At 69.7% G+C, this 22,869-nt stretch carries 21 protein-coding genes; 9 read left to right on the forward strand and 12 right to left on the reverse strand.

Annotation, left to right across the window (positions count from 1 at the left end):
* Nucleotides 1–3: 3 nt before the first annotated feature.
* The gene (locus tag AC0IY0_RS07380) at nucleotides 4–876 is read right to left on the reverse strand and encodes a branched-chain amino acid ABC transporter permease (RefSeq protein ID WP_147854574.1); all 873 of its coding nucleotides are present in this window, start codon (nucleotides 874–876) and stop codon (nucleotides 4–6) included.
* Nucleotides 877–981: 105 nt separating this feature from the next.
* Nucleotides 982–2,139, reverse strand: a complete 1,158-nt coding sequence (locus AC0IY0_RS07385) for an ABC transporter substrate-binding protein (protein ID WP_419830018.1) — start codon at nucleotides 2,137–2,139, stop codon at nucleotides 982–984.
* Between the two features lie 561 nt (nucleotides 2,140–2,700).
* Between AC0IY0_RS07385 and AC0IY0_RS07390 the strand changes: the two genes are divergently transcribed.
* A complete protein-coding gene (locus AC0IY0_RS07390; RefSeq protein WP_471763422.1) occupies nucleotides 2,701–4,527 on the forward strand; it encodes an alkaline phosphatase family protein in 1,827 nt (608 codons plus the stop codon).
* 111 nt (nucleotides 4,528–4,638) lie between these two features.
* Here AC0IY0_RS07390 and AC0IY0_RS07395 read toward each other — a convergent pair whose 3' ends face one another.
* From AC0IY0_RS07395 to AC0IY0_RS07405, 3 genes are all read right to left on the reverse strand, one after another.
* Nucleotides 4,639–4,935 (reverse strand): DUF2312 domain-containing protein, encoded by a 297-nt coding sequence (locus tag AC0IY0_RS07395; protein ID WP_058190202.1) that lies wholly within the window; start codon nucleotides 4,933–4,935, stop codon nucleotides 4,639–4,641.
* Nucleotides 4,936–5,036: 101 nt separating this feature from the next.
* A complete protein-coding gene (locus tag AC0IY0_RS07400) occupies nucleotides 5,037–5,345 on the reverse strand; it encodes a DUF1244 domain-containing protein (protein WP_147939246.1) in 309 nt (102 codons plus the stop codon).
* A 61-nt stretch (nucleotides 5,346–5,406) separates the two neighbouring features.
* Nucleotides 5,407–6,171, reverse strand: a complete 765-nt coding sequence (locus AC0IY0_RS07405) for an N-formylglutamate amidohydrolase (protein ID WP_147908217.1) — start codon at nucleotides 6,169–6,171, stop codon at nucleotides 5,407–5,409.
* Between the two features lie 194 nt (nucleotides 6,172–6,365).
* Between AC0IY0_RS07405 and AC0IY0_RS07410 the strand changes: the two genes are divergently transcribed.
* The 3 genes from AC0IY0_RS07410 (at nucleotide 6,366) to pyk (ending at nucleotide 9,692) form a co-directional block, all read left to right on the forward strand.
* Nucleotides 6,366–7,679 (forward strand): glycerate kinase type-2 family protein, encoded by a 1,314-nt coding sequence (locus AC0IY0_RS07410; RefSeq protein ID WP_147908216.1) that lies wholly within the window; start codon nucleotides 6,366–6,368, stop codon nucleotides 7,677–7,679.
* Complete coding sequence (locus AC0IY0_RS07415) at nucleotides 7,645–8,136, forward strand: DUF1036 domain-containing protein (protein ID WP_246692219.1); 492 nt, start codon at nucleotides 7,645–7,647, stop codon at nucleotides 8,134–8,136. Before AC0IY0_RS07410 ends, AC0IY0_RS07415 begins: the two co-directional genes overlap by 35 nt.
* Before the next feature lie 119 nt (nucleotides 8,137–8,255).
* The gene (gene pyk, locus AC0IY0_RS07420) at nucleotides 8,256–9,692 is read left to right on the forward strand and encodes a pyruvate kinase (protein WP_147854294.1); all 1,437 of its coding nucleotides are present in this window, start codon (nucleotides 8,256–8,258) and stop codon (nucleotides 9,690–9,692) included.
* A gap of 3 nt (nucleotides 9,693–9,695) precedes the next feature.
* Here pyk and AC0IY0_RS07425 read toward each other — a convergent pair whose 3' ends face one another.
* The 6 genes from AC0IY0_RS07425 to ubiG form a co-directional block, all read right to left on the reverse strand.
* A complete protein-coding gene (locus tag AC0IY0_RS07425; protein ID WP_471763424.1) occupies nucleotides 9,696–10,709 on the reverse strand; it encodes an alpha/beta fold hydrolase in 1,014 nt (337 codons plus the stop codon).
* On the reverse strand, nucleotides 10,706–11,326 hold the full coding sequence (locus tag AC0IY0_RS07430) for a tetratricopeptide repeat protein (protein WP_419829405.1): 621 nt from the start codon (nucleotides 11,324–11,326) through the stop codon (nucleotides 10,706–10,708). Before AC0IY0_RS07430 ends, AC0IY0_RS07425 begins: the two co-directional genes overlap by 4 nt.
* A 183-nt stretch (nucleotides 11,327–11,509) precedes the next feature.
* A complete protein-coding gene (gene ykgO / locus AC0IY0_RS07435) occupies nucleotides 11,510–11,635 on the reverse strand; it encodes a type B 50S ribosomal protein L36 (RefSeq protein ID WP_003601867.1) in 126 nt (41 codons plus the stop codon).
* 207 nt (nucleotides 11,636–11,842) lie between these two features.
* On the reverse strand, nucleotides 11,843–12,460 hold the full coding sequence (locus AC0IY0_RS07440; RefSeq protein WP_471763426.1) for a PAS domain-containing protein: 618 nt from the start codon (nucleotides 12,458–12,460) through the stop codon (nucleotides 11,843–11,845).
* Nucleotides 12,461–12,623: 163 nt separating this feature from the next.
* Nucleotides 12,624–13,196 carry a YbhB/YbcL family Raf kinase inhibitor-like protein gene (locus tag AC0IY0_RS07445; protein WP_471763427.1) on the reverse strand — a complete coding sequence of 191 codons (573 nt, stop codon included), beginning with the start codon at nucleotides 13,194–13,196 and terminating at the stop codon, nucleotides 12,624–12,626.
* Between the two features lie 46 nt (nucleotides 13,197–13,242).
* Nucleotides 13,243–14,004, reverse strand: coding sequence for a bifunctional 2-polyprenyl-6-hydroxyphenol methylase/3-demethylubiquinol 3-O-methyltransferase UbiG (gene ubiG / locus AC0IY0_RS07450; protein WP_147908211.1), 762 nt, complete (start codon nucleotides 14,002–14,004; stop codon nucleotides 13,243–13,245).
* Nucleotides 14,005–14,285: 281 nt separating this feature from the next.
* On the opposite strand from ubiG, the gene AC0IY0_RS07455 reads away from it, so the two are divergent.
* The 5 genes from AC0IY0_RS07455 to AC0IY0_RS07475 all read left to right on the forward strand — a co-directional run bounded on the left by AC0IY0_RS07455 (nucleotide 14,286) and on the right by AC0IY0_RS07475 (nucleotide 21,883).
* On the forward strand, nucleotides 14,286–15,521 hold the full coding sequence (locus AC0IY0_RS07455) for an aspartate kinase (protein ID WP_147939223.1): 1,236 nt from the start codon (nucleotides 14,286–14,288) through the stop codon (nucleotides 15,519–15,521).
* A 307-nt stretch (nucleotides 15,522–15,828) separates the two neighbouring features.
* The gene (ptsP, locus tag AC0IY0_RS07460; RefSeq protein ID WP_471763429.1) at nucleotides 15,829–18,090 is read left to right on the forward strand and encodes a phosphoenolpyruvate--protein phosphotransferase; all 2,262 of its coding nucleotides are present in this window, start codon (nucleotides 15,829–15,831) and stop codon (nucleotides 18,088–18,090) included.
* Nucleotides 18,091–18,311: 221 nt separating this feature from the next.
* On the forward strand, nucleotides 18,312–19,397 hold the full coding sequence (gene prfA, locus AC0IY0_RS07465) for a peptide chain release factor 1 (RefSeq protein WP_147908208.1): 1,086 nt from the start codon (nucleotides 18,312–18,314) through the stop codon (nucleotides 19,395–19,397).
* Between the two features lie 8 nt (nucleotides 19,398–19,405).
* Nucleotides 19,406–20,299: a peptide chain release factor N(5)-glutamine methyltransferase gene (prmC, locus tag AC0IY0_RS07470; RefSeq protein WP_147908207.1), complete on the forward strand. Its 894-nt coding sequence runs from the start codon at nucleotides 19,406–19,408 to the stop codon at nucleotides 20,297–20,299.
* Nucleotides 20,300–20,719: 420 nt separating this feature from the next.
* On the forward strand, nucleotides 20,720–21,883 hold the full coding sequence (locus AC0IY0_RS07475; protein ID WP_471763431.1) for a DUF4167 domain-containing protein: 1,164 nt from the start codon (nucleotides 20,720–20,722) through the stop codon (nucleotides 21,881–21,883).
* A 224-nt stretch (nucleotides 21,884–22,107) separates the two neighbouring features.
* Here AC0IY0_RS07475 and AC0IY0_RS07480 read toward each other — a convergent pair whose 3' ends face one another.
* Nucleotides 22,108–22,863 (reverse strand): hypothetical protein, encoded by a 756-nt coding sequence (locus AC0IY0_RS07480; protein WP_147908205.1) that lies wholly within the window; start codon nucleotides 22,861–22,863, stop codon nucleotides 22,108–22,110.
* Between the last annotated feature and the right edge of the window lie 6 nt (nucleotides 22,864–22,869).

A 22,869-nucleotide genomic window follows, 5' to 3' on the forward strand; every position in this document is an offset into this window, starting at 1 on the left:
ATGTCAGACCTTCTTGATCACGGCCTTGCCGAACAGGCCGACCGGGCGGATCGAGAGCACAACGAGGAGGAGGATCAGGCCCGGCACGTCCTTGTAGCCGGTCGAGATGTAGAAGCCGGTCAGCGTCTCCGCGACGCCGAGGATCAGGCCGCCGACGATCACGCCGAGGCCGGATTCCAGCCCGCCGATGATCGCCACCGCGAACGCCTTCAGGGCCAGCACCGCGCCCATGGTGGCGCCGGTGAGCGTCACCGGGGCCACGAGCACGCCCGCAAAGGCCGCCGTCATGGCGCTGATCGAGTAGGACAGGGTGATGATCCGCTTGGTGTTGATGCCCATCAGGCCGGCGGCGTCGATGTCGTTGGACGTGGCCACGACCGCCTTCCCCCAGATCGACTTGCGATTGAAGATCTCGACGCAGAGCATCATCAGCAGTGCGCCGGCCACGATCAGCATCTCCATCGGCAGGACGCGGACGCCACCGACCTCCACCGCCGCGTCGGGCAGCGGTGAGGGGAACTTCAGATCGTCCCGCCCCCAGATGTTCTCGGCGAGGTTCCGGAATATGATGCCGAGAGCGATGGTGGCCATGATCCACCCGTACTCGGACTTGATCTTGATCGCCGGACGGACGGCGAGCCGCTCGACCACGGCGCCGAGGGCGAAGCCGAAGACCAGCACCAGCGGGATCATCAGCCAGTAGCCGGTGAACGGCGCCAGCGTCAGGCCGAACAGCGCGCCCAACGCCAGAGCCTCGCCCTGGCCGAAATTCAGGGTCTTGGAGGTGGCGAAGGTGAGCTGGTAGCCGAACGCGATGGCGGCGTAGATCATGCCGACCGCGACGCCCGAGGCGACGAGCTGAAGGAAGATGGTCATGGTGTCGAAGCCGTCCCAGGCGTCACGGGGCAGGCGGGCAGCCGGCCGTGCAGGCTCAGCTGCCCGTCGTCTGGACCCATGCCGAAGGGCACGGGTCCGCGCGCGTCAGTTCGAGGACTTTTCCTTGACGCGGACGACGCCGGCGTTCTTGGCGTCGTCCGGCTTGGCGTAGACGATCTTGCCGTCCTGGACTTTGCCGAACACGACCATGTTGCGCGAGATCGCGTTGTGGTCCTTGGCGGTGAACGGGTGATCGTAGGTGGTCACCACCCCTTCGACCTTTGTGTTCAGGGCTTCCAGGGCTTCGCGGATCTTCGGGCCGTTGGTCGAGCCGGCCTGCTTGATCGCCGCCGCGATCAGGTAGACCGAATCGTAGCCCTGGGCACCGGCCACCGGGGTCGGAATCTTCGTCACGCCGTAGGTCTTGTAGTAATCGTCGAGGAAGGACGCGCGCTTGGCCAGCGTCTTATCCTCGATGAAGGTCTGCGGCATGATCACGCCGTTGCCGTTGGTGCCGGCGATATCGATGAAGCTCTGCATCGAGGCCGGCCAGGACGCGATGATCGGCACCTTCCAGCCGAGCTTGGCCATGCCGTTGGCGACCTGAGCCAGCTCCGGGCCGATGCCATAGGCGAGGATCACGTCGGCGCCGGCCTGCTGCGACTTCAGCAGCTGGGCCGTCATGTCGACGTCCTTGATGTTGAACTTCTCGACCGCGACCGGCTTCACGCCCTTGGTCGCCAGGTACTTCTCGATGTCCTCGCGGCCAAGCTGACCGTAATTGGTCGAGTCCGCCAGGATCGCGATCTTCTTGAAGTTCTGCGCCAGGGCCTCATCGACCATCATGCCGGCCTGCAGCACGTCGTAGGCCGAGTTCCGGAAGACGTAGTTCACGTCGTAATCCGGCTCCTTGAACTGGTTGGTGATGACCGTGCCGGTGGCGACGTTGTTGAACACCGGGATCTCGGCTTCCTGGTAGAAGCGCTGGGCCGCGAGCGCCACGCCGGTGTTGATGAAGCCCACCGTGGCGACGACCTTCTCCTTGTTGATCAGCTCCTGCGCGACCTGGGCGCCGACCTCGTTCTTGGCCTCGTCGTCGCGCTCGATCAGCTGGATCTGGCGGCCCAGGACGCCGCCGTTCTTGTTGATCTCGGCGGCGGCGAGCTTGGCGCCGTCGCGCATCGAGACGCCCATCGAGGAGGAGCCCCCCGTGTAGGGACCGGTGAGCCCGATCTTGATCGGGTCGGCGGCATGGGCCGGCATCAGCCCGAGCGCGGTGGCACCGAGCAGGGCGGCCACAAGAGAGCGTTTCGTCAGGATCATCGTTTCCTCTCCCAAGCGCGTCGCGGGCCGCGTCCGCATCGGCGCATCCCGGTCTGGCATGTCGATCGTGTTGGATCCGCTGCGCGCCTGCAGTCGACAGGCCCGTGAAGGCCGCGTCTCAAGAGCGTTCGAGCGTCCGCGGGCTGCCCTTCAATGTGGCATACCGGATGCGGTTACTCACTCTTTCAGGAAAGAACTCGCTACCGTCAAGGTCTCGGCGACGGCGTTACGCGACGTCGGACGTTGTCTGTGGAAGAAACCCGGTCCTCAGCATTTATCCTCCGGTTCCTCCGCCTGGAAGGATCGGACCGGTTCGGATTAAGACCCCGCGCTCTACGTGTTTCCGGTGATTTTGGGCGCCGCGACTGCGCGATCCGAAAGTCTCCGTGCCCATATCGGGAGCAATGCCCCGGACCGAACCGCCGCCGCCGGGCCCGCGCCTGTCATGGCGCTGTGATGTTCCCCGGCCACGCCGCTGGCCGGTACGGTCGGAGATTCGTCATGCGTCGCGTCGTCATTGCAGGCCTCGTCGGGTTGTACGCCTCGGGCGCCTCTCGCGCCGAGACGCGGCCCCACAACGTCGTCCTGTTCGTGGCCGACGGCCTGAGGGCGGGCATGGTGAATGCGCAGAACACCCCGACCATGGACCGGCTGATGAAGACCGGCGTGCGCTTCACCAACTCGCACTCGATGTTCCCGACCTTCACGATGCCGAACGCCACCGCGATGGCGACCGGCCACATGCTCGGTGATACCGGCCAGTTCGGGAACACGATCTACACCGCCTTCCCGGTGCCCGGCGCCGGCGACAGCCTGACCCCGTTCCTTGAGAGCGACCCCGTGCTCGGCGATGTCGACGAGCATTTCGCCGGCAATTACCTCAACGAGGAAACGATCCTGAAGGCCGCCCGCGCCAAGGGGTTCTCCACCGCCAGCATTGGCAAGCTCGGACCGTCCCTGGTCTTCGATCACACCGAGCGTTCCGGCCAGTCCAACATCCATATCGACGACAGCACCGGCCGGACCGGCGGCATCCCGCTGGGCGACGCGATCCGCGCCCGCCTGACGGAGGTCGGCCTGCCGGCCCAGGCGCCCGCCCGGGGCGCGAACGGTCAGGCCGGCACCGCCGAGACGCCGGGTACCGCCGCGGCCAATGTCGAGCAGCAGGCCTATTTCACCGCGGTCGCCACCAAGGCGGTGCTGCCGCTGTTCAAGGCCCGGCAGCAGCCGTTCGTGCTGGTGTTCTGGTCGCGCGATCCGGACGGGACGCAGCACAACCAGGGCGACAGTCTCGGGCGGCTGGTGCCCGGCATCAACGGACCGACGAGCCTGGCCGCCATCCACAACGCCGACGACAACCTCGCCGCCCTCCAGGCCGCCTTGCTCGAGCAAGGGCTGGCCGAGACCACCGACATCGTCCTGACTTCGGATCACGGCTTCTCGACCATCTCGAAGGAGAGCGCGTCGAGCTTCGCCGCTGGGCAAACCTACAAGGGCGTGCCGGCCCGGCAACTGCCCCCGGGGTTCCTCGCCATCGACCTGGCGCACGACCTCGGGCTGACGCTGTTCGACCCGGACGCCAAAGGCGCCAAGGTGGAGGCCGGGACGTTCCCGAGCCGCGCCAACGGCCTGATCGGCACCGATCCGGCTAAGCCCGACGTGGTGGTGGCGGCCAATGGCGGCTCGGACCTCGTCTACGTGCCGAACGGCGACACCGCGCTCGCCCGGCAGGTCGTCGCGGCGCTGTCCCGCCAGGATTACGTCAGCGGCCTGTTCGTCAGCGACGCGCTGGGCGCCATCCCCGGGACCCTGCCGCTCTCGGCCATCGCCCTCGACGGCTCGGCCCTGACGCCGATGCCCGCGATCGTGGTGAACTTCCGCAGCTTCACCACGGGCTGCGTCGATCCCACGACCTGCGGCGTCGAGGTATCGGACACCACGCTTCAGCAGGGGCAGGGCATGCACGGCAGCTTCGCGCGCTCTGACACCCGCAACGCCATGGGCGCTGTGGGGCCGAGCTTCCGGGGCGGCGTGGACAGCGACATCCCGGCGAGCAACGCCGACCTCGGCAAGACCATCGCGCAGATTCTGAACCTGGGCATCTCCGACAAGGGCAAGCTGGTCGGCCGCGTCCTGACGGAAGCGATGGTCAACGGCGCCCGCCCAACAGCCCAGACGCATACCCGCCGCTCGGAGCCGGACGCCGCCGGCATCGTGACGGTGCTGAACTACCAGACGGTCGGCGAGACCCGGTATTTCGATGCCGCCGGCTATCCGGGCCGGACGCTCGGCTTGGTCGAAGAGACGCACGCTTCGGGCGGCCACTGACCTCCGACCGGCATATCATGGAGTAAACGAAGGGCCGTACCCGGCGGGGTACGGCCCTTCGCATTCCAATCTCATCCCTCGGCCGAACCGGGGGCCGGATCGGCGGCAGGACTACGCCATGCCCAGCGCCTGCATGTAGAGCTCGAGGATCGCCTCCTGCTCCTGGCGCTCGCTGTGATCCTGCTTGCGGATCCTGATGATCGTCCGCACCGCCTTCGCGTCGAAGCCCCGGCCCTTCAATTCGGCGAACACCTCCTTGATGTCGCCCATGATGCCGGCCTTCTCCTCTTCGAGCCGCTCCAGGCGCTCGATGAACTGCTTCAGCTCGTCGGCGGCCACGCCCTCGGAGGACGAGACGTCGCCACCGGGCCGCTGGGCTGCTGCGGTGGGCATCGAATGGGCGTTCATGGGGCTCTCCGGGATGCGCGGCGCAGGTGCGCCCTGGACCGGTGGTTAACGGTCCGAACTTACCGGAAGCTTAGCCGATTCTCGCCGTCCCTTTCGCCCGGTCAGTGATCCTTGGCCTGGGAAGCCGAAAATCCCGCTTGCTGCTGGGGGCTCGCCTCGGTCTGATGCTGTGCCTTCCACTCGCCGTAGGGCATCCCGTAGACGGCCTCGCGGCTCTCGTCCTTGGTGAGCGGCACGCCGGTCTCGTCGGCGGCATCCTTGAGCCAGTTCGACAGGCAGTTCCGGCAGAAGCCCGCCAGGTTCATCAGGTCGATGTTCTGCACGTCGGTGCGATTGCGCAGGTGCGACACGAGCCGTCGAAATACCGCGGCTTCGAGTTCGGTCTGGGTCTGCGGGTCGATCTCGGGCATGGTGTGAAATGCTTTCCGGTTGAGGACGGCCGCACGCATCTCGGGATCGCCGGCGTCGCGATCAAGCTCCGATCAGCGGACGCAGGATGCGGGCGAAGCGCTCGGCCCATTCCTCCTGCCCTTCCTGGCCGGCGATAAGGTCCTGGCGGATCTCCACGAGGGCGTTGGCCAAGCCGCGCGCGGTGGCGTGGCGGTCGATCGTATCGCCCGGCAAGCCGCCGCCATAAGGCTGGTTGTCGCCCACGGTGAGCCCGGCCGGATCGGCCGCGAGCGCCTCGATTAGCGGCCGGGCGAGGCGTTCGTCCCGGTCGTACAGGATGCCGACCTGCCAGGGCCGTGCCGTTCCGCGCCAGTAGGGCGTGAAACTGTGCATGGTCAGGATCGCCGGGGGACGCCCGGCCGCCTGGGCCGCCGCGATCGCCGCGTCGATGGCCGCATCGAACGGCGCGTAGAAGCGCGCGATCCGGGCTTGCTTGCCGGCCTCGTCGATGCGGGCATTGCCCGGCACCACGGCGCCGTCGGAGAGGCGCATCACAAGGGTCGGGTCGGCCCGGCCGCGGTTCGGGTCGATGATCAGACGCGAAAAGTTGGTCAGGATCGCCGGCACGTTCAGCCGGGCCGCGAGCCCGCGCGTCACCGCGGCGGCGCCGATATCGTACGCGATGTGCCGGGCGAACTCGGATTCCGGCACGCCGAGCTCGATGTCCGGGGGCACGAAGTTCGACGCATGATCGCACGCGATGATCAGCCCGCAGGCGGGATCTCCGGGTAGGATTTCGCACGGGTGCGGGGCGTCGGCGCGCGCTTCAGTCTCCGGACGGGTCACGGGGCTCCGAGGGTTGGATCTGTGGGACGGCGCCGATCGCGCTTGCCGTGGGGCGGCGGCTCGGGCAGATCACCTGACGAGGCGAGATGCCTATCAAACAACGTGCGCTCACGGCAAGAAACGGGCCCGCCGTCCACCAATGCGTGGGCGGGGATCGCACGCAAGAACATCCTGTGAGGAGCCCGTCCGACGCCATGTCCGAAACCGTCCCGCCCATCGCCGCCCCCGCCGAGCAGCGCGCGCTCCTAGAAGCCCTCCTGACCGCCGGCATCCGGGCCGCCCATCCGGACCTGTGCCTGCCCGCGCACCTGCCGGAACCGAGCCCGGGACGCCTGATCATCCTGGCGGCCGGCAAGGCGGCCGGCAGCATGAGCGCGGTGGCCAGCCGGTTCTACCGGCAGAAGCACGGGCTCGGTGACGACCGCATCGTCGGCCTCGCGGTGGCGCGGCACGGCTACGGACAGGACGCTCCGGGCATCCACATGGTCGAGGCGGGACACCCGGTCCCCGACGAGGCCGGCATCGCCGCGACCCAGGAGGCCCTGCGGCTCGCCACCGAGGCCGGTCCGGACGACGAGGTTCTGGTGCTCCTGTCCGGCGGCGGCTCCGCCAACTGGATCGCGCCGGCCGGGGACCTGACGCTCGCCGAGAAGCAGGCGATCACCCGGGCGATGCTCCGCTCCGGCGCCCCGATCGGCGAGATCAACACCGTCCGCAAGCACATCTCGCGGATCAAGGGCGGCCGGCTGGCCATGGCCGCCCGCAACGCCCGGCGGATCCTGACGCTCGCCATCTCGGACGTGCCGTTCGACGATCCGGCGGTGATCGCCTCGGGCCCGACCGTGCCCGATCCCTCGACCCTGGCGGATGCCCGCGCCATCTGCGAGCGCCGGGGCATCCCGCTGCCGGAGACGGCCGTCCGGCTCCTGAACGACCCGAACAACGAGACCCCCAAGGCCGGCGATCCCGCCTTCGCCCGGGCCGAGTACCGCATCATCGCCCGGCCGATCGACGCTTTGGAGGCGGCCGCCCAGGCGGCAAGGGACGCGGGCTACGAGCCGATCATGCTGGGCGCCGACCTCGAAGGCGAGGCCCGGGAGGTGGCGGCCGTGCACGCGAGCGAGGCCAAGCGCTACAAAGCGGCCGGGCAGCGCGTCGCGCTGATCTCGGGGGGGGAACTGACCGTCACCATCCGGGGCGAGGGCCATGGCGGCCCGAACCAAGAATATGCCCTGGCCCTCGCCGTGGCGCTGGACGGCGCGCCCGGCATCTCCGGGATCAGCGCCGACACCGACGGCACCGACGGCGGACGCGGCCTCGCCACCGATCCGGCCGGCGGCCTGGTCGACCCGACGACGCTCGATCGCGCCCGCGCCGCCGGCCTCGACCCGGCCGCGATGCTGGAGCAGAACGATTCGACCGCGTTCTTCGCGGCTCTTGGCGACCTCGTGAACCCCGGTCCGACCCGTACCAATGTCAACGATTGCCGCATCATCCTCGTCGGGTAGGTTCTTGAGGGGGGCGACCGGTTCGCCGGCCGCCGTGCCGGTGATCCTGGGGCTCGGCATCGCGCTCTTCGGCGCCGGCCCCGCGAAGGCCGACCTGCGCCTGTGCAACCAGACCGCCAGCAAGGTCGGCATCTCGCTCGGCTACCGTGATCCGCAGGGCTGGGTCACGGAGGGCTGGTGGGATCTGGCCCCGAAGGCCTGCGAGACGCTCCTGAAGGGGGCGCTGGCGGCGCGTTTCTATTACGTGTTCGCCGTCGACTACACGCGCGGCGGCGAGTGGAGCGGGCGCTCGCTGATGTGCACCCGCGACTCGGAATTCACGATCCGCGGGGTCGAGGATTGCCTTGCCCGCGGCTACGACCGGAACGGCTTCTTCGAAGTCGATACCGGCGAGCAGAAGAGCTGGACGATCCAGCTCACCGATCCCAACCGGGCGGACGCGCCGGCCAAGCCTTGAGGATGCCGTCGCGCCCTTGACGCTGCCCCGGGCGGGATGCCTACACCCGCACCCAACGAACCGACGCCGTCCGGGTCCAACCCCGAGACGAGCGCCGCGGAATACCCGGAGGATCCCGCTTGAAACGCTCGCGCCGTACAAAGATCGTCGCCACCCTTGGGCCGGCCTCGGACTCGCCGGAGATGATCGAACGCCTGTTCCGGGCGGGCGTGGACGTGTTCCGGCTCAATATGAGCCACCTGCCACGCGAGAAGCTGCCCGAGAAGGTCGAGGTGATCCGGGCGATCGAGCGCGAGGCCAAGCACCCGATCGGCATCCTGGTCGACCTGCAGGGCCCCAAGCTTCGGCTGGGCACCTTCGCGGAGGGCGCCGTGATGATCGAGACCGGCGCGACCTTCGTGCTCGACGGCGATCCCACGCCCGGCGATGCCAGCCGCTGCCACCTGCCGCACCCGGAGATCCTGGAGGCGCTCGAGGCCGGCCACGCCATCCTGCTGGACGACGGCAAGCTGCGTCTGACCGTGCTGGAGACCTCGGAGAACCGGGCCGTGACCCGGGTCGAGGTCGGCGGGAAGATCTCGAACCGCAAGGGCGTGTCGCTGCCCCACACGGTGATCCCGGTGCCGGCGATGACCGAGAAGGACCGGGCCGACCTCGATGCCGGCCTCAACGCCGGCGCCGACTGGATCGCCGTCTCCTTCGTCCAGCGTCCCGAAGACGTAGCCGAGGTCAAGAAGGTCTGCGCCGGGCGCGCCCTGGTGATGGCCAAGATCGAGAAGCCGCAGGCCCTGACCCGGCTCGACGAGATCATCGAGATCTCGGACGGCCTGATGGTCGCCCGCGGCGATCTGGGCGTGGAGATGCCGCTGGAGCAGGTCCCCGGCGTGCAGAAGCGGATCACCCGCAGCGCCCGCCGATTCGGCAAGCCCGTGGTGGTGGCGACCCAGATGCTCGAATCGATGATCACGGCGCCGGTCCCGACCCGCGCCGAGGTCTCGGACGTGGCCACCGCGGTCTACGAGGGTGCGGACGCCGTGATGCTTTCCGCCGAGAGCGCCTCGGGCGCCTTCCCGGTCGGGGCCGTGGAGACCATGAACCGCATCGCCGAGCAGGTGGAGCGGGACTCGGTCTACTGGTCGATCATCCGGGCGCAGAGCGCGACGCCGGACGAGACCGCGGCTGACGCGATCGCGGCGGCCGCCCACCAGATGGTCGATGCGCTCAATCTCGACGCGATCATGGCCTGGACCAATTCGGGCTCGACGGCCCTGCGGCTGTCACGCGAGCGCCCGAACGCCACCGTGATCGCCCTCACGCCTCGGCGCGAGACCGCCCGGCGCCTGGCCCTCGCCTGGGGCACGCACCCGATCGTCACCAAGGATGCCAGCGACGTGGACGACATGTCGTTCCGCGCCGCCAAGTTCGCCGTGCGCGAGAAGTTCGCCGCGGTGGGCGACCGGGTCATCGTGGTGGCGGGCCTGCCGTTCGGCACCCCTGGGGCCACGAACCTCGTGCGGCTCACCTTCATCACCCGGGAGCACGCCGAGAAGGCGTGAGTCCTAATCCTTGAGCAGCGGCGCAGCCTCGCGCCGTTGCTCACCCGCGAACCGGACGATCTCGTCGGTCACGCGCTCCGCCGCCACGAAGTGGAGCATGTGACCGATCCCGGGCAGGAGCACGAGCCGAGCGCCTGGGATCGCCTTCGCCAGAGGCACCGCTTGGCTCTCACTGCGGACGATCGGGTCCGCATCGCCGGATATCACCAGGGTCGGAACGCGCAGGTCACCGTAGCGCGGGCTCTGAGCCGCCAGGGCGGCCGGCAGGCCGACGAGATCCTGAACGTTGGCGAGCAGCGTCCCGGGTCTCAGCACGAGGGAGGCCCGGACGAGCTCCGGGTATCCGGGTGTCTCCGACTGGGGCAGGAAGACCCGCTTGGCCGTCTCGGGAAGAAAATACTGGGCGACGGGCGGCCCGATCGTGCGGCTGAGAAGCCAGGCCACGGGCGGTTTGATGGCGAGACGCCAGTACCAAGGCAGGACCAGCATCCGCGACGGCATCGGCATCGCGACCGGAGCGGCCAAAACAAGGCCCGAGACCTGCGCCGGATGGTCGAGGGCGAGCGCCAGGGCCAGGGCTCCGGCCCAGGAATGCCCGAACACCAGCGCCGGGCCGACGCCCATTCGGTCGAGCGCCTCCGCGATGATCCGGGCCTGGATCGCGGGCGCCGCCGCCTCGCCGCCGTCGATCCGGTCGCTCCACCCGAAGCCCGGCCGATCGAAGGCGATCACCCGATAGCCCGCCGCTGCCAGTCGGCGGCCGATGCCCTCCATCGGATCGGAGGCGTTGGCCGAGGCACCGTGCAGCAGGACCACCGGCCGGCCGTTCGCCGGACCGGCCTGGATCGTCGCCAGACGCCCGCCGGCGACCTCGACGAAGGGTCCGGCGGGCGGGTTCGCGGCCCCGACCTTCAGGTCGATCACGAGGCTCGCGAGCGCGCCGAGGCCGAGAACCAGGCCCAGGATCGCGAAGGGGAGGGCGAGGAGCGTGAGGAGCAGTCCGACCACGCGGCTCACAGGTCGCGGCCGTCAACCTCCGGGGCTAGGCGGTCGACCGCCTCGCCGATCTTCTCCATCTTGGGATACAGCGCCCGCGCCCGGCGAAAGGCCGCGAGTGCCCGCGCCTTGTCATCGAGGGATTCGTAGATCCTGCCCATGGCGGCCCAGGCTTCGAAATGGCGCGGCTCCAGAACCAGTGCCCGGCGCAGGTCGGCGATGGCGTCGTCCTTGTCGGTCAGAAGCCAGAACACCGTGGCGCGGCGGTTCCACCCCTCCGACCAGTTCGGCTCCAGGGCGGTGACCCGGTCCATCAGCTCGGCCGCCAGGGGGAAGTCGTGAGCCGAGATGGCCTGCCGGGCACGATCGGTGAGCAGGTCCGCGGTTGGGCTGCCGGACGCGTCGAGACGGCGCTCGATGAGCTTCGCGATGCCCTTCGCCTCGGCGGGATCCTCGCTGGCGCGCAGGCGGGTGAACAGGTCATCGAGGCTGACCGGCTTCGGCGCCGGCTTGGCCTCGGGCGCCGATTTGACCTCCGGCGCGGCGCGGCCGGGCCGGATGGCATCGGGTGCCGCGTCGGCGGGCGTCGCGGCCAGAACCGGCAGGCAGACCAGGGCGGCGATGAAGCGTGTCGGCATGATGCCAGCAGAGTGTGCGCGGGTGTCGCGCTCGTCAACGTGCCGCGGTGCCGCGCACGCGAAAGCAGCCGCGGCCCGGCCGGGCGCGGCTGCTTTCGCGTGACGATCTGCACACTCCCGAAAGACCGAGCACGGCCTGACGGGACGTCGCTCCGATACCCGGCCTGAGCCGGGCAGACGGCCTCAGCCCTGGCGAGCCTTGAAGCGCTTCTGGGTCTTGTTGATCACGTAGACCCGGCCCTTGCGGCGCACGAGCTGGTTGTCGCGGTGACGGCCGCGCAGGGACTTGAGGGAATTACGGATCTTCATCGGTTTCTCGAGCCCGGGCGGGGCCGTCCATTCACGGGGGATCGGGAACGTGTCAGCGAGGCGGGACGCGGGGTCGCGTCCAGCGATCACGAAACACGCATCGCGGGATGGCGCCGCCATATCAGGATTCGCCACCGCAAGGCAAGGCGTCGCAGGCAAAGGTGAGGCAGGTGAGGCAGGCAGGCGAGGCGTGGAAGCCGCGGTGCCTCAATGGACGCTGTCGGCAGCCGGGACCGCGGGGCTTTCGACCAGCTGCCGCCCGATCTCGTGCAGCAGCGCGTCCATCAGGGGCTTCAGCCGGACGAAATCCGACTCGCCCAGGCCCTCGGCGACGTTGAACAGCGCCAGCGCCAGCTCGGCCACCCGGTCGATCCCGCTGCCGGGCGCATCGATCGCGCAGAAGGCGGACTCGTCGAGGAAGCCGTCGCGGCTGCTCTCCGTCACGTCGATGACGATGCCGCGGGCCTCGCTCACGATCCCGTCCGCGCTCACCACGAAGCGGCCGCGCGCCAGGACCCAGCGGACGTCGTCCGGCGTCAGCACGGTGCGGTACTGGGCGACGTACAGCCCACCGTGACGCTGGAGGTTCTTGACGATCGCGCCGACCCGCTGCCGGTCCTGCGGATGGACGCGTTCGAAGAACAGCGCGTAGGTCGTGCCGTGGCCGGTGGCCGAGCGTGGGATGCCGAGCATCGTAGCGGCGACGGAATCGCAACGCACGACATCGTCGGCGATCCGCCATTCCCAGGTCCCGACATTCGACGCCGCGAGGGCGCAGGCGACGATGTCCGTGTCCTTCCGCCGCGCGCGCGCATCCAAGCCCACCGGTCACGCTCCGAAACTGAGGGGAAATCCAGGTCCACGCACGCGGCGGAAGTCCTTGTGCGCGCACGCGGTATCTGGTCGACTCACTAGCCCGGCGCCCCCTGCGGCACAACGCAAACGAAGCCGCGGGCCGGTCCAATCCCCGCCCATCGATCGGTCCGGTTCAGCGGCGGGCATAGCCACCCGCGAGCTGGCCCTTGCCGATCACCCGCCCGCGCATCGCGTCGAGGACGGCGCCCCGACCAGGGCTGTCGGGCAGGTCGAGCACGCTCCCAACCGCGTAGATCTGGAACAGGTAGGCGTGGCGTCCATGGCCGCTCGGCGGATCGGGCGGGAGCCATTCGGGCCGCAAGAAGCTGTTTTTGCCGTGGCGCATCGGGGTGCCAGGCCGGTCGGGGCTCGCCAGCGCCCCCTCGTCGAGGCTGTCGACCGAGGGCGGAACATTCCACACGATCAGGTGAACGAGGGGCTGCGGCGTGGGGCTGCCGGCATCCTCGACCAGCAGGACCAGCGTGCCGGTCCCCGCCGGCACGCCGCTCCAGGCCAGGGGCGGCGAGAGGCCCGGCCCGTCCGCGGTATAGTGTGCGGGGATCTCGGCACCGTCCGCGAAGGCGGGGCTCGTCAGCGTCAGCGTCTCCGGGACGTCGGCGAAATCCGCGTGAAAGGCGGTCTTCTCCATCCCGGCCTTGAGGCCGGACAGGGCCGCGCCGAGCGCGTGGGGAATCTTTTCGAGCATGGTTCGGGCCTCCGCTGCGGTCTCAACCGCGCGCGGAGGCTCCGGTTCAGGCGCGGCGCTCGGCCGCGACCATGTAGTTCACCGCCTTGTCCCGGCTGGTGCGCCATCCGTCGGTCAGGGGATTGTAGGCGACGCCGATCGTGTCGGTGACGTCGAGGCCACCCGCCTGGATGGCGCGGCGAAACTCGTCGGGCGTCACGAACTTCTCCCAATCGTGCGTGCCCCGCGGCAACCAGCCGAGCACGTACTCGGCGCCCACGATGGCGAGCCCAAACGAGCGCAGGGTCCGGTTGAGGGTCGCGCCGAACAGCATCCCGCCAGGCTTCACGGCGGCGCAGGCGGTCCGCACGAAGGCCGGCATATCGGAGACGTGCTCCACCACCTCCATGATCAGCACGGCGTCGAAGATCTGGCCGGACGCGACCACCGTCTCGATGGTCTCGCCGCGATAATCCACCGGCACGCCGCCGGCCGCGGCGTGGGCGCGGGCCACCGCGATGTTCTGTTCCGCGGGATCGAGGCCGGTCACGGTGGCGCCGAGCCGGGCCAGGGGTTCCGACAGCACGCCGCCGCCGCAGCCGACATCGCACAGCGTCAGGCCGTCCAGGGGGAACGGCGCCTGCGGATCCCGGTCGAACCGGCGGCAGAGCGCGTCGCGGATATAGGCCAGGCGCACCGGGTTGAACCGGTGCAGCACCCGCATCGGCCCGGCCTCGTCCCACCAGGTCGCGGCGAGCGCGTCGAAGCGCGCGACCTCGCCGCGATCGACGAAGCCGTCCGTCCCGGGGTTCGTGGCTGCCCTGTCCATGCGCGATCCGTTCCGTCGAGGCCGGCGGTCCGCCTGCGATGCCCGAACGCCAGGCCGTCGCCGGGCGGTCCGGATCGGGGCGGCCGACGCGGCATATCCGGGCCGCCATAGCACGGCTGCCCCGGGGCCGTCGCCGCGGCGCGCCGGCACCGTGCTTGGCGGGTTCCATGCTTGGCCGGTTGTTGACACCTCAACGAGCCGCTTGTACCCGCCGGGCACTGTCCGGGACCCGCCAGGGCGGTTCGTCCCCAGTCGCCGCCGGGAACCCGCGAAGAACCATCATGCCCCGTCTGGTGATGAAATTCGGCGGCACCTCCGTCGCCACGCTCGACCGCATCCGCAACGTGGCCCGCCACGTCGCCCGCGAGGTCGCGGCCGGCTACGAGGTCGCCGTGATCGTGTCGGCCATGTCCGGCAAGACCAACGAGCTGGTCGAGTGGGTGAAGGACGCCAACCCGCTCTACGACCCGCGCGAGTACGACGCCGTGGTGGCCTCGGGCGAGCTGGTGACCGCGGGCCTCCTGGCGGTCGCCCTGCAGAAGGACGGCCTCAAGGCCCGCTCCTGGCAGGGCTGGCAGATTCCCGTGCTGACCTCGGATGCGCACGGCTCGGCCCGCATCGCCGAGATCGACCCGAAGAACCTCGAGGCGGGCTTCGCGAAGGGCGAGGTGGCGGTTATCGCCGGCTTCCAGGGCATCCATGCCGAGACCGGCCGGGTGACGACCCTCGGGCGCGGCGGCTCGGACACCTCAGCGGTGGCCGTGGCAGCCGCGATCCAGGCCGAGCGCTGTGACATCTACACGGACGTGGACGGGGTCTACACCACCGATCCGCGCATCGTGCCGAAGGCCCGGCGCATGGAGCGCGTGACCTTCGAGGAAATGCTGGAGATGGCGTCGCTCGGCGCCAAGGTCCTGCAGGTCCGCTCCGTGGAACTCGCCATGGTCCACCGGGTGCCGACCACGGTCCGGTCCTCCTTCGATCCGCCGGACGCAGCGCGCCCGGGCACCCTCATCTGCGACGAGGACGACATCGTGGAACAGCAGATCATCACCGGGATCGCATTCTCCCGGGACGAGGCGCAGATCACCCTGCGCCGGGTCAAGGACAGCCCCGGCGTGGCCGCCGCCATCTTCGGGCCGCTGGCCGACGCGAACATCAACGTCGACATGATCATCCAGACCGTGTCGGGCGACCAGTCGACCACCGACATGACCTTCACGGTGCCGGCCGCCGAGTACGAGCGCACCCGCGCGATCCTCGACCAGGCGAGTCCGCAGATCGGCTACGCGCAGATCGAAGGGGCCACCGACGTGGTCAAGGTCTCGGCGATCGGCGTCGGGATGCGCAGCCACGCGGGCGTCGCAGCCAAGGCGTTCCGGGCTCTGGCCGAAAAGGGCATCAACATCCGCGCGATCACCACGTCGGAGATCAAGTTCTCCGTGCTGATCGATGCGGCCTATACGGAGCTTGCCGTGCGCACGCTCCACTCGCTATACGGCCTGGATCAGGCCTGAGCCTGGGGGGTTCTCGACGAGAGCGCCCACGGCCTGACCGGAACGTCGGCTCGGTGGACGAGGGCGCGCTGAAACAAGAGATCAGGTAAGGGGTTGGAATCACGTCCACTCGCATGGCGAGCGGTCGGGGTCTCATCAGCGGATCGGGTGTCTTGAGCTAGAACAGTCACGGGCCTTTCCGCCGAACCCGGAGATCTTCCGGGGGCTCGCGGCGCGGTCCATCCGGCGCCGGACGTTTCCCAGTCGGCGCCAAGGTTGCAGGGTGGTCGACGCCAAGGCCGCTCGCCGACGTTGGAACGACGAATCGATGCCCGCTGCGCCCGGAGGCCCGCGCCTGCTGCTGCGCCGCCTCCGCGAAGCGATGGCGGAGCCGGTCAGTCCCCAGGCACGCCTCGACCGCATCGTCGTCCTGATCGCCGCTAACGTGGTGGCCGAGGTCTGCTCGGTCTACGTCCTGAGGGACGACAACACCCTCGAGTTGTTCGCTACCGAGGGCCTGAACCGCGAGGCGGTCCACCAGACGCGCATGAACGCCGACGAGGGCCTCGTCGGCCTGATCGCCCGGACCGCCGAACCGCTCTCTCTCTCGGACGCGCAGAACCACCCGGCCTTCTCCTATCGGCCGGAGACGGGCGAGGAGGCGTATCACGCGTTCCTGGGCGTGCCCCTGCTGCGGGCCGGCAACACGCTCGGCGTGCTTACCGTCCAGAACCAGACCTACCGGGTCTATTCCGAGGAGGAGATCGAGGCGCTCCAGACGACCGCGATGGTCCTCTCGGAGATGATCGCCTCGGGCGAGCTGGAGGGCCTGGCGCCGGATGCCGGCACCGCCGCTCGCCGCCCGGTCGTCGCCCGCGGCATCGCGCTGGCGGACGGCATCGGGCTCGGCCACGTCGTGCTTCACGAGCCGCGCGTGGTGGTGAAGACGCTGATCGCCGAGAACGTCGAGCGCGAGGTCACGCGGCTCGACGCGGCGATCGAGGAGGTCCGCTCCGCCATCGACGCGCTGGTCGAGCGCGGCGACCGGATCGGCACCGCCGAATCGCGCGAGGTGCTGGAGACCGTCCGGATGTTCGCCCACGACAAGGGCTGGCTCCGGCGGATGCGCGAGGCCGTGGCCTCCGGCCTGACCGCCGAGGCCGCCGTCGAGCGGGTGCAGTCGGACAACCGCGCCCGGATGATGCGTCAGGCGGACCCGTACCTGCGCGAGCGCCTGCACGACCTCGACGACCTCGCCAACCGGCTGCTGCGCACCTTGATCGGTCCGGAGGCCGGTGGAGCCGTCATCCTGCCGGAGAACGCCATCTTGGTGGCGCGCACCATGGGGCCGGCCGCGCTGCTGGACTACGATTCCTCGACGATGCGCGGCATCGTCCTGGAGGAGGGCGGTCCCACCAGCCACGTCGCCATCGTGGCCCGGGCGCTCGGCATCCCGGCGGTGGGCGAAGTCGAGAACGCCTCCGCCCTGTGCGATGCCGGCGATGCCATCATCGTCGACGGCGTGGCCGGCGAGATCCACGTCCGGCCCGGCCCCGAGGTCGAGGCGGCCTATGCCGAGATGGTGCGGCTGCGCGCCCGTCGGCAGGAGCAGTATCGGGCCCTTCGGGACGTCCCGGCCCAGACCCGGGACGGGGTTCGCGTCGGCCTGCAGCTGAATGCCGGCCTGCTGGTCGATTTCAGCCACCTGCACGAGACCGGCGCCGAGGGCGTCGGACTATTCCGCACCGAATTGCAGTTCATGGTGGCCCAGCGCATGCCGTCGGCCGCGGAGCAGCAGGAGCTCTACCGCAAGGTGTTTGCGGCCTCCGCCGGCAAGCCCGTGACGGTCCGCACGCTCGATATCGGCGGCGACAAGATCCTGCCTTACATGGCCAAGCTCGAGGAGGAGAACCCGGCGCTCGGCTGGCGGGCGATCCGCATCGGCCTCGACCGGCCGGCCCTGCTGCGGATGCAGCTGCGCGCCCTCCTGAAGGCCGCTGACGGCGATCCGCTCAAGATCATGTTCCCAATGGTGGCCACCGTGGACGAGTTCGTCCGCGCCCGCGGCATCGTGGAACGCGAGAAGGCCTATCTGCGCCGCCACGGCTACCAGCTCCCCACCGAGTGCAGGCTGGGTGCGATGGTCGAGGTGCCCTCGCTGCTGTTCCAGATCGACGAGATCGCGAAGGAAGCCGACTTCCTCTCCGTCGGCTCGAACGATCTGATGCAGTTCCTGTTCGCGGTCGACCGCGAGAACCGCCGGGTCGCCGACCGGTTCGACCCGCTCTGCGTCGCGGCCCTGCGGGCGTTCCGGCTGATCGCCGAGCGGGCCAACGCGGCCGGTTGCCCGGTGACGGTCTGCGGCGAGATCGGCGGCCGGCCGCTCGACGCGATGGCGCTGATCGGCATCGGCTACCGCAGCCTGTCGATGTCGCCGGCCGCCATCGGCCCGGTCAAGGCGATGGTGCTCAGCCTCGATGCGGCCGCCGTGTCGGAGCTGATCGACGCCGAGATGGCCCGGATGCACGACGGCGATTCCCTGCGCCCGGCGCTCACCGCCTTCGCACACGCCCACGGCGTTCCTATCTAACCCGTGTTGCCGCTCTTGCCGAAGGTTCGGCCGGGGTTGTACGGCACAGCCACGACGCTTTCCGTCGGTGCGCTGCGGTTTCCGCGCGCGAAGGGAGGCGGCGTGGGGTGGGCCTCTGTCCTGCCGCGTCGGTCAACTTTAAGATCCCGCGCTCCCACCCCTGAGACGAGACCACGCCCGGCCTGGAACGTCGTGCGCCAGAACCTGCAGAAACACGGGCGATGATCCCCTTTCCCACCGAGCGCCTCGACGCCATCCTGGCGCGGCACGAATTCGTCACCGCGCAGCTCGCCACCGGCGAAGGCGAATCCGAGACCGTGATCCAGCTCTCTCGTGAGCTGTCCGATCTCGATCCCGTGGTGGACGCGATCCACACCTACCGGTCGGCGCTTGCGAACCTGGCGGGCCTGGAGGCGATGATCGACGAGGCCGGCACCGATCCGGAGATGCGCGCCCTTGCGGCCGAGGAGAAACCGGAGGCCCAGGATCAGCTCGAAGGCGCCTACCGGGCATTGCAGCTCATATTGCTGCCCAAGGATGCCGCCGACGAGAAGAGCGCGATCCTGGAAGTCCGTGCCGGCACCGGCGGCGACGAAGCGGCACTGTTCGCCGGCGACCTGTTCCGGATGTACGCGAAATACGCCGAGTCGAAGGGCTGGCGGGTCGAGGTGATTTCCGAGAGCGAGGGCACCGTCGGCGGGTTCCGCGAGGTCGTGGCGGAGGTGAAGGGCAAGGGCGTGTTCGCGCGCCTGAAGTTCGAGAGCGGCGCGCACCGCGTGCAGCGGGTGCCGAACACCGAGACGCAGGGCCGCATCCACACCTCGGCCGCCACCGTGGCGGTGCTACCGGAGGCCGAGGAGGTCGACATCGTCGTCAACGACGCCGACCTGAAGATCGATACGATGCGGGCCCAGGGCGCCGGCGGCCAGCACGTCAACAAGACGGAATCGGCAATCCGCATCACCCACCTGCCCACCGGTATCGTGGTCTTCGTCCAGGAGGAGCGGTCGCAGCACAAGAACCGCGCCCGGGCGATGTCGCTGCTGCGCGCGCGGCTCTACGACGCCGAGCGGACCGCAAAGGATTCCGCCCGTGCCGCCGACCGGCGGGCGCAGGTCGGGTCCGGCGACCGCAGCGAGCGCATCCGGACCTATAATTTCCCCCAAGGGCGGGTGACCGACCACCGCATCAACCTGACCCTCTACAAGCTGGAGGAGGTCATGGCCGGCACCGCGCTGGACGAGGTGGTGGACGCGCTCATCACCGAGCATCAGGCCGAGTTGCTGGCCGCCGAAGGCATGGCCTGAGCGGCGGCGTGATCGCGGGAACGAGCCGGGGCCTATCGCGGCGGGAGGCCCTGCGTCGGGGAACCACCCTGCTCAGCTCCGGCGGCAACGCGGAAGCCGCGGGGGACGCGCGCTTCCTCCTGCTGGGCCTGCTCGACCTCGACGTGCGCGACCTCCTTCTCGACGGGGACCGGATTCTCGACGCGCAGGCTGGCGACGCCCTCGACGCGGCTTTCGCGCGGCGGCTCGCCGGCGAGCCCGTGGCCCGCATCCTGGGCGCCTGGGAGTTCTGGGGCCTGCCATTCAGGCTGGCGCCCGAAACCCTGGTTCCGCGTCCCGATACCGAGACCCTGGTGGCGGCGGCGCTCGCCTGCGCTCCGGACCGGGCGGCACCACTCCGGTGCCTCGACCTCGGCACCGGCTCTGGCTGTATCCTGGTGGCGCTCCTGAGCGAGCTGCCGCAGGCCAACGGGCTCGGCCTCGACCGGTCACCGGCAGCCCTGCGCATCGCCCGGCACAACGCGGTCGCCAACGGGGTCGGCGGCCGGGCGGCCTTCGCGGCGGGGGATTGGTGCGACGCCCTCCGGGGCGGCTTCGACCTTGTGGTTTCGAACCCGCCCTACATCGTCCGCCACGTCATCCAGCACCTCGACCGGGACGTGCGGCTGCACGATCCCCACGCCGCTCTCGATGGTGGGCCGGATGGGCTCGACGCCTACAGACGGATCCTCGATGGGGTCCGGGACGCCGCGCTGCTGGCGCCGGGCGGACGGCTGCTGCTCGAGATCGGGTACGATCAGGCCGAGGCGGTGCGAACGCTTGGACGCGGTGCCGGCTACGCCGACCTGGGGCTCAGGCGCGATCTGGCGGGCCACGATCGCGTCCTGACATTCGGCCTTCCATTCGGCCACACGGATGCCTAGATCCGCGACGACGATCGGTGGGCTGAGAAAATGCTTGTTGCATCTCCCGGGGAACGCTAGAGTCCGTTTGAAGGTCGCGAACGGTTCGTTAAGACGGACGATTATACGGTCGGCAACGATCGCAGGTCCCCGCCCGGTTCGCTGATCCCCCGTATTGTTGGACTTGAGCGCGCGTGCGACTGCGCGTCAGTTCGACAACACTCGAACCTGACAATCGACTGGTTTCTGGCGTCTGTGCCCGGACGCGCGGTGCGAGGGATGGTCAGGCGAACGCGCGGACCGTGAGGCGGTCGACCGTGCGGCTTCACCGGGTGCATTTGGCCGGAGCGCGTCTGAAGATCGACGCCGGACGCCCCGAAGAACGTCGTTTGCGTGAACGAGGGTCACTGAAGACCGATGAGACCAAACCAGAATCGACGGATGCGCGGCCGTAACCGGCCGAAAGGTCCGAATCCGCTGACGCGCTCTTACGAATCCAACGGCCCCGACGTCAAAATCCGCGGCACGGCGCAACACATCGCCGACAAGTACGCGCAGCTCGCCCGCGACGCGCAGGCGGCCGGCGATCCCGTAGCGGCCGAAAACTATTTCCAGCACGGCGAACACTATTTCCGGATCGTATCCGGCGCCCAGGAGCAGACTCGGCCGACGAATACCGGTGGATATGCCAGCCGCGCCTACGACGACGAGATGGACGAGGGTGACGACGAGGGCCAGGGCAACGGCGCGTCGCAGAACGGCCAGCCCTACAATGGCTACGACGACGGCGACCCGGGTCAGCAGCCCCAGCCCTACGAGATGCGGCAGGACCTGAACCAGCAGCAGGACGGTCGTCAGCAGCAGGGCCGCGATCGCTTCCAGAACCGGGACCAGCGGCGCTTCGACAACAATGGTCGCCAGGATTACCGGCGCCAGGATCAGCCCCGGCAGGATTACCAGCGGCAGGATTCCCCGCGGCAGGACTATCAGCAGCGTCCCGACTACCGGCAGGATCGGCAGGACACCCGCCAGGATAATCGGCAGGACAGCCGGCAAGAGAACCGCCAAGACACCCGCCAGGACGGACGGCAGGATTACGGCCGCCAGGATTACCGGCAGGAGACGCGCCAGGAGACACGGCAGGACGCCCGCGGCGATCAGAACCGCTACGAGTCCGGCCGGTCCGAGACCGCGCGTGCGGAGCCCCGGCAGCAGGAGAGCCGCCAGGAAACTCGCCAGGACGCCCGCCAGGATACCCGCTCCGACGAGCGTCAGCCGCGCCGGAGCGAACCCAGGGGCGAGGCGGTCGCTCGCAGCGAGACGCCCCGTCAGGCCGAGCCCGCGCCCCGTCGCGAGCGTCGCCGCGAGGCCGCTCCGGCTCCGGTCACGGCGGAGGATCCGGCGAGCCTGCCGGCGTTCCTGATGACGCCGCCCCGTCCGGTGGCGGCCACGACTCCCGTCGAGCAGCCGGCGGTCCCGGCCCCCGAGGCCGCAGCCGAGGAGGCGCCCGTGAAGCCGCGCCGCCGTCGCCGGCCGCGCTTCGAGGGAATCGCCCCGGAAGAGGGCGAGGCCCGCGCACCCGCCGAGGACGCCCCGACCGAGTGAGGCGAAACGCCGACGCCACCTGAGAAAGCCGTCCCGGGACACCGGGGCGGCTTTTTGCATGGGTCATGCTGGTCGGTTGGCACCCTCAGTTGATGATCGCTCTCCATCGTCGCGCGCGCTGAAGCAGTCCAGTGAGGCGCCACTTTCGCGAATCATGTGATGCCCTGGCTTGCTTCGCTCCGCTCGCAACGACGGTGAGCGGGGACTGTCGGCTCGCAAACGGATCAGGCCCGGGCGGCCCGCCAGTCCGGGTAGGCATGGATCTGGTGGATCAGCCGGTGGCGTCGGCCGATTTCGCCGAACGGCGCGATCTCCCAGTCCCAAACCTGGACTGGCGGCGGCAGAGCCACCCCGAACATCAGGTCTAGGCTGTCGGTCACCCGCCCGGCCCGGTCCTCCACACGCTGCACGATGTCGGTGACCAGGCAGACCCGCGCGGTCCCGGATGCGAGCCGGTCCAGGGCCGCGAGATGAGTCTCGACGATCTGGGTGCCCAGTTGCGGCGGCGCCTCACGGCCCCGCGCTTCGTGAGCTTCGATCGGAACGATCGGGAGCTGCGACAGCAGGTTGGCCGACACGATCAGGTCGGCGGACGCACAGACCTCGGCAAGGCCTGGATCGCCCAAGCCCGCGCTGATCTCCGCGGTCACCAGGGCGACGTTGCGGTGTCGGCGGGCGGTGAGCCGTGCCGGCCAGGGATGGACGGCGTCCACCAGAGACACCCGGTCGAACAGGTCCGCGAGGGCCTTGAGCGGGACGTCGTCAAGGAGCCCGGACCCGAGCACCACCACCGACCCGCGCCCGGCCGTCGCCTCGGCGGCGGCGATGATCACGCCGCGCGCCCGGGTCAGGTGCGGCGCCCAGGCCGCGCGGCACCGGCGGGACCGGGCGTGGAGACGGCCGCTCTGGCGGACATAGCCGAGGCGGCGCAGGCGCAACGGCGCGGGATTGACCAGCGACAGCGCCCACTCGAACAGCATCGGGGG

It is taken from the genome of Methylobacterium sp. AC315, assembly GCF_979253755.1.

Coding starts and splice junctions, on each gene's coding strand:
- AC0IY0_RS07380 (WP_147854574.1), bottom strand. CDS start 876: ATGACCATCTTCCTTCAGCTCGTCGCCTCGGGCGTCGCGGTCGGCATG.
- AC0IY0_RS07385 (WP_419830018.1), bottom strand. CDS start 2,139: ATGCCGGCCCATGCCGCCGACCCGATCAAGATCGGGCTCACCGGTCCC.
- AC0IY0_RS07390 (WP_471763422.1), top strand. CDS start 2,701: ATGCGTCGCGTCGTCATTGCAGGCCTCGTCGGGTTGTACGCCTCGGGC.
- AC0IY0_RS07395 (WP_058190202.1), bottom strand. CDS start 4,935: ATGAACGCCCATTCGATGCCCACCGCAGCAGCCCAGCGGCCCGGTGGC.
- AC0IY0_RS07400 (WP_147939246.1), bottom strand. CDS start 5,345: ATGCCCGAGATCGACCCGCAGACCCAGACCGAACTCGAAGCCGCGGTA.
- AC0IY0_RS07410 (WP_147908216.1), top strand. CDS start 6,366: ATGTCCGAAACCGTCCCGCCCATCGCCGCCCCCGCCGAGCAGCGCGCG.
- AC0IY0_RS07415 (WP_246692219.1), top strand. CDS start 7,645: ATGTCAACGATTGCCGCATCATCCTCGTCGGGTAGGTTCTTGAGGGGG.
- AC0IY0_RS07430 (WP_419829405.1), bottom strand. CDS start 11,326: ATGCCGACACGCTTCATCGCCGCCCTGGTCTGCCTGCCGGTTCTGGCC.
- ykgO (WP_003601867.1), bottom strand. CDS start 11,635: ATGAAGATCCGTAATTCCCTCAAGTCCCTGCGCGGCCGTCACCGCGAC.
- AC0IY0_RS07445 (WP_471763427.1), bottom strand. CDS start 13,196: ATGCTCGAAAAGATTCCCCACGCGCTCGGCGCGGCCCTGTCCGGCCTC.
- ubiG (WP_147908211.1), bottom strand. CDS start 14,004: ATGGACAGGGCAGCCACGAACCCCGGGACGGACGGCTTCGTCGATCGC.
- AC0IY0_RS07455 (WP_147939223.1), top strand. CDS start 14,286: ATGCCCCGTCTGGTGATGAAATTCGGCGGCACCTCCGTCGCCACGCTC.
- ptsP (WP_471763429.1), top strand. CDS start 15,829: ATGCCCGCTGCGCCCGGAGGCCCGCGCCTGCTGCTGCGCCGCCTCCGC.
- prfA (WP_147908208.1), top strand. CDS start 18,312: ATGATCCCCTTTCCCACCGAGCGCCTCGACGCCATCCTGGCGCGGCAC.
- AC0IY0_RS07475 (WP_471763431.1), top strand. CDS start 20,720: ATGCGCGGCCGTAACCGGCCGAAAGGTCCGAATCCGCTGACGCGCTCT.
- AC0IY0_RS07480 (WP_147908205.1), bottom strand. CDS start 22,863: ATGCTGTTCGAGTGGGCGCTGTCGCTGGTCAATCCCGCGCCGTTGCGC.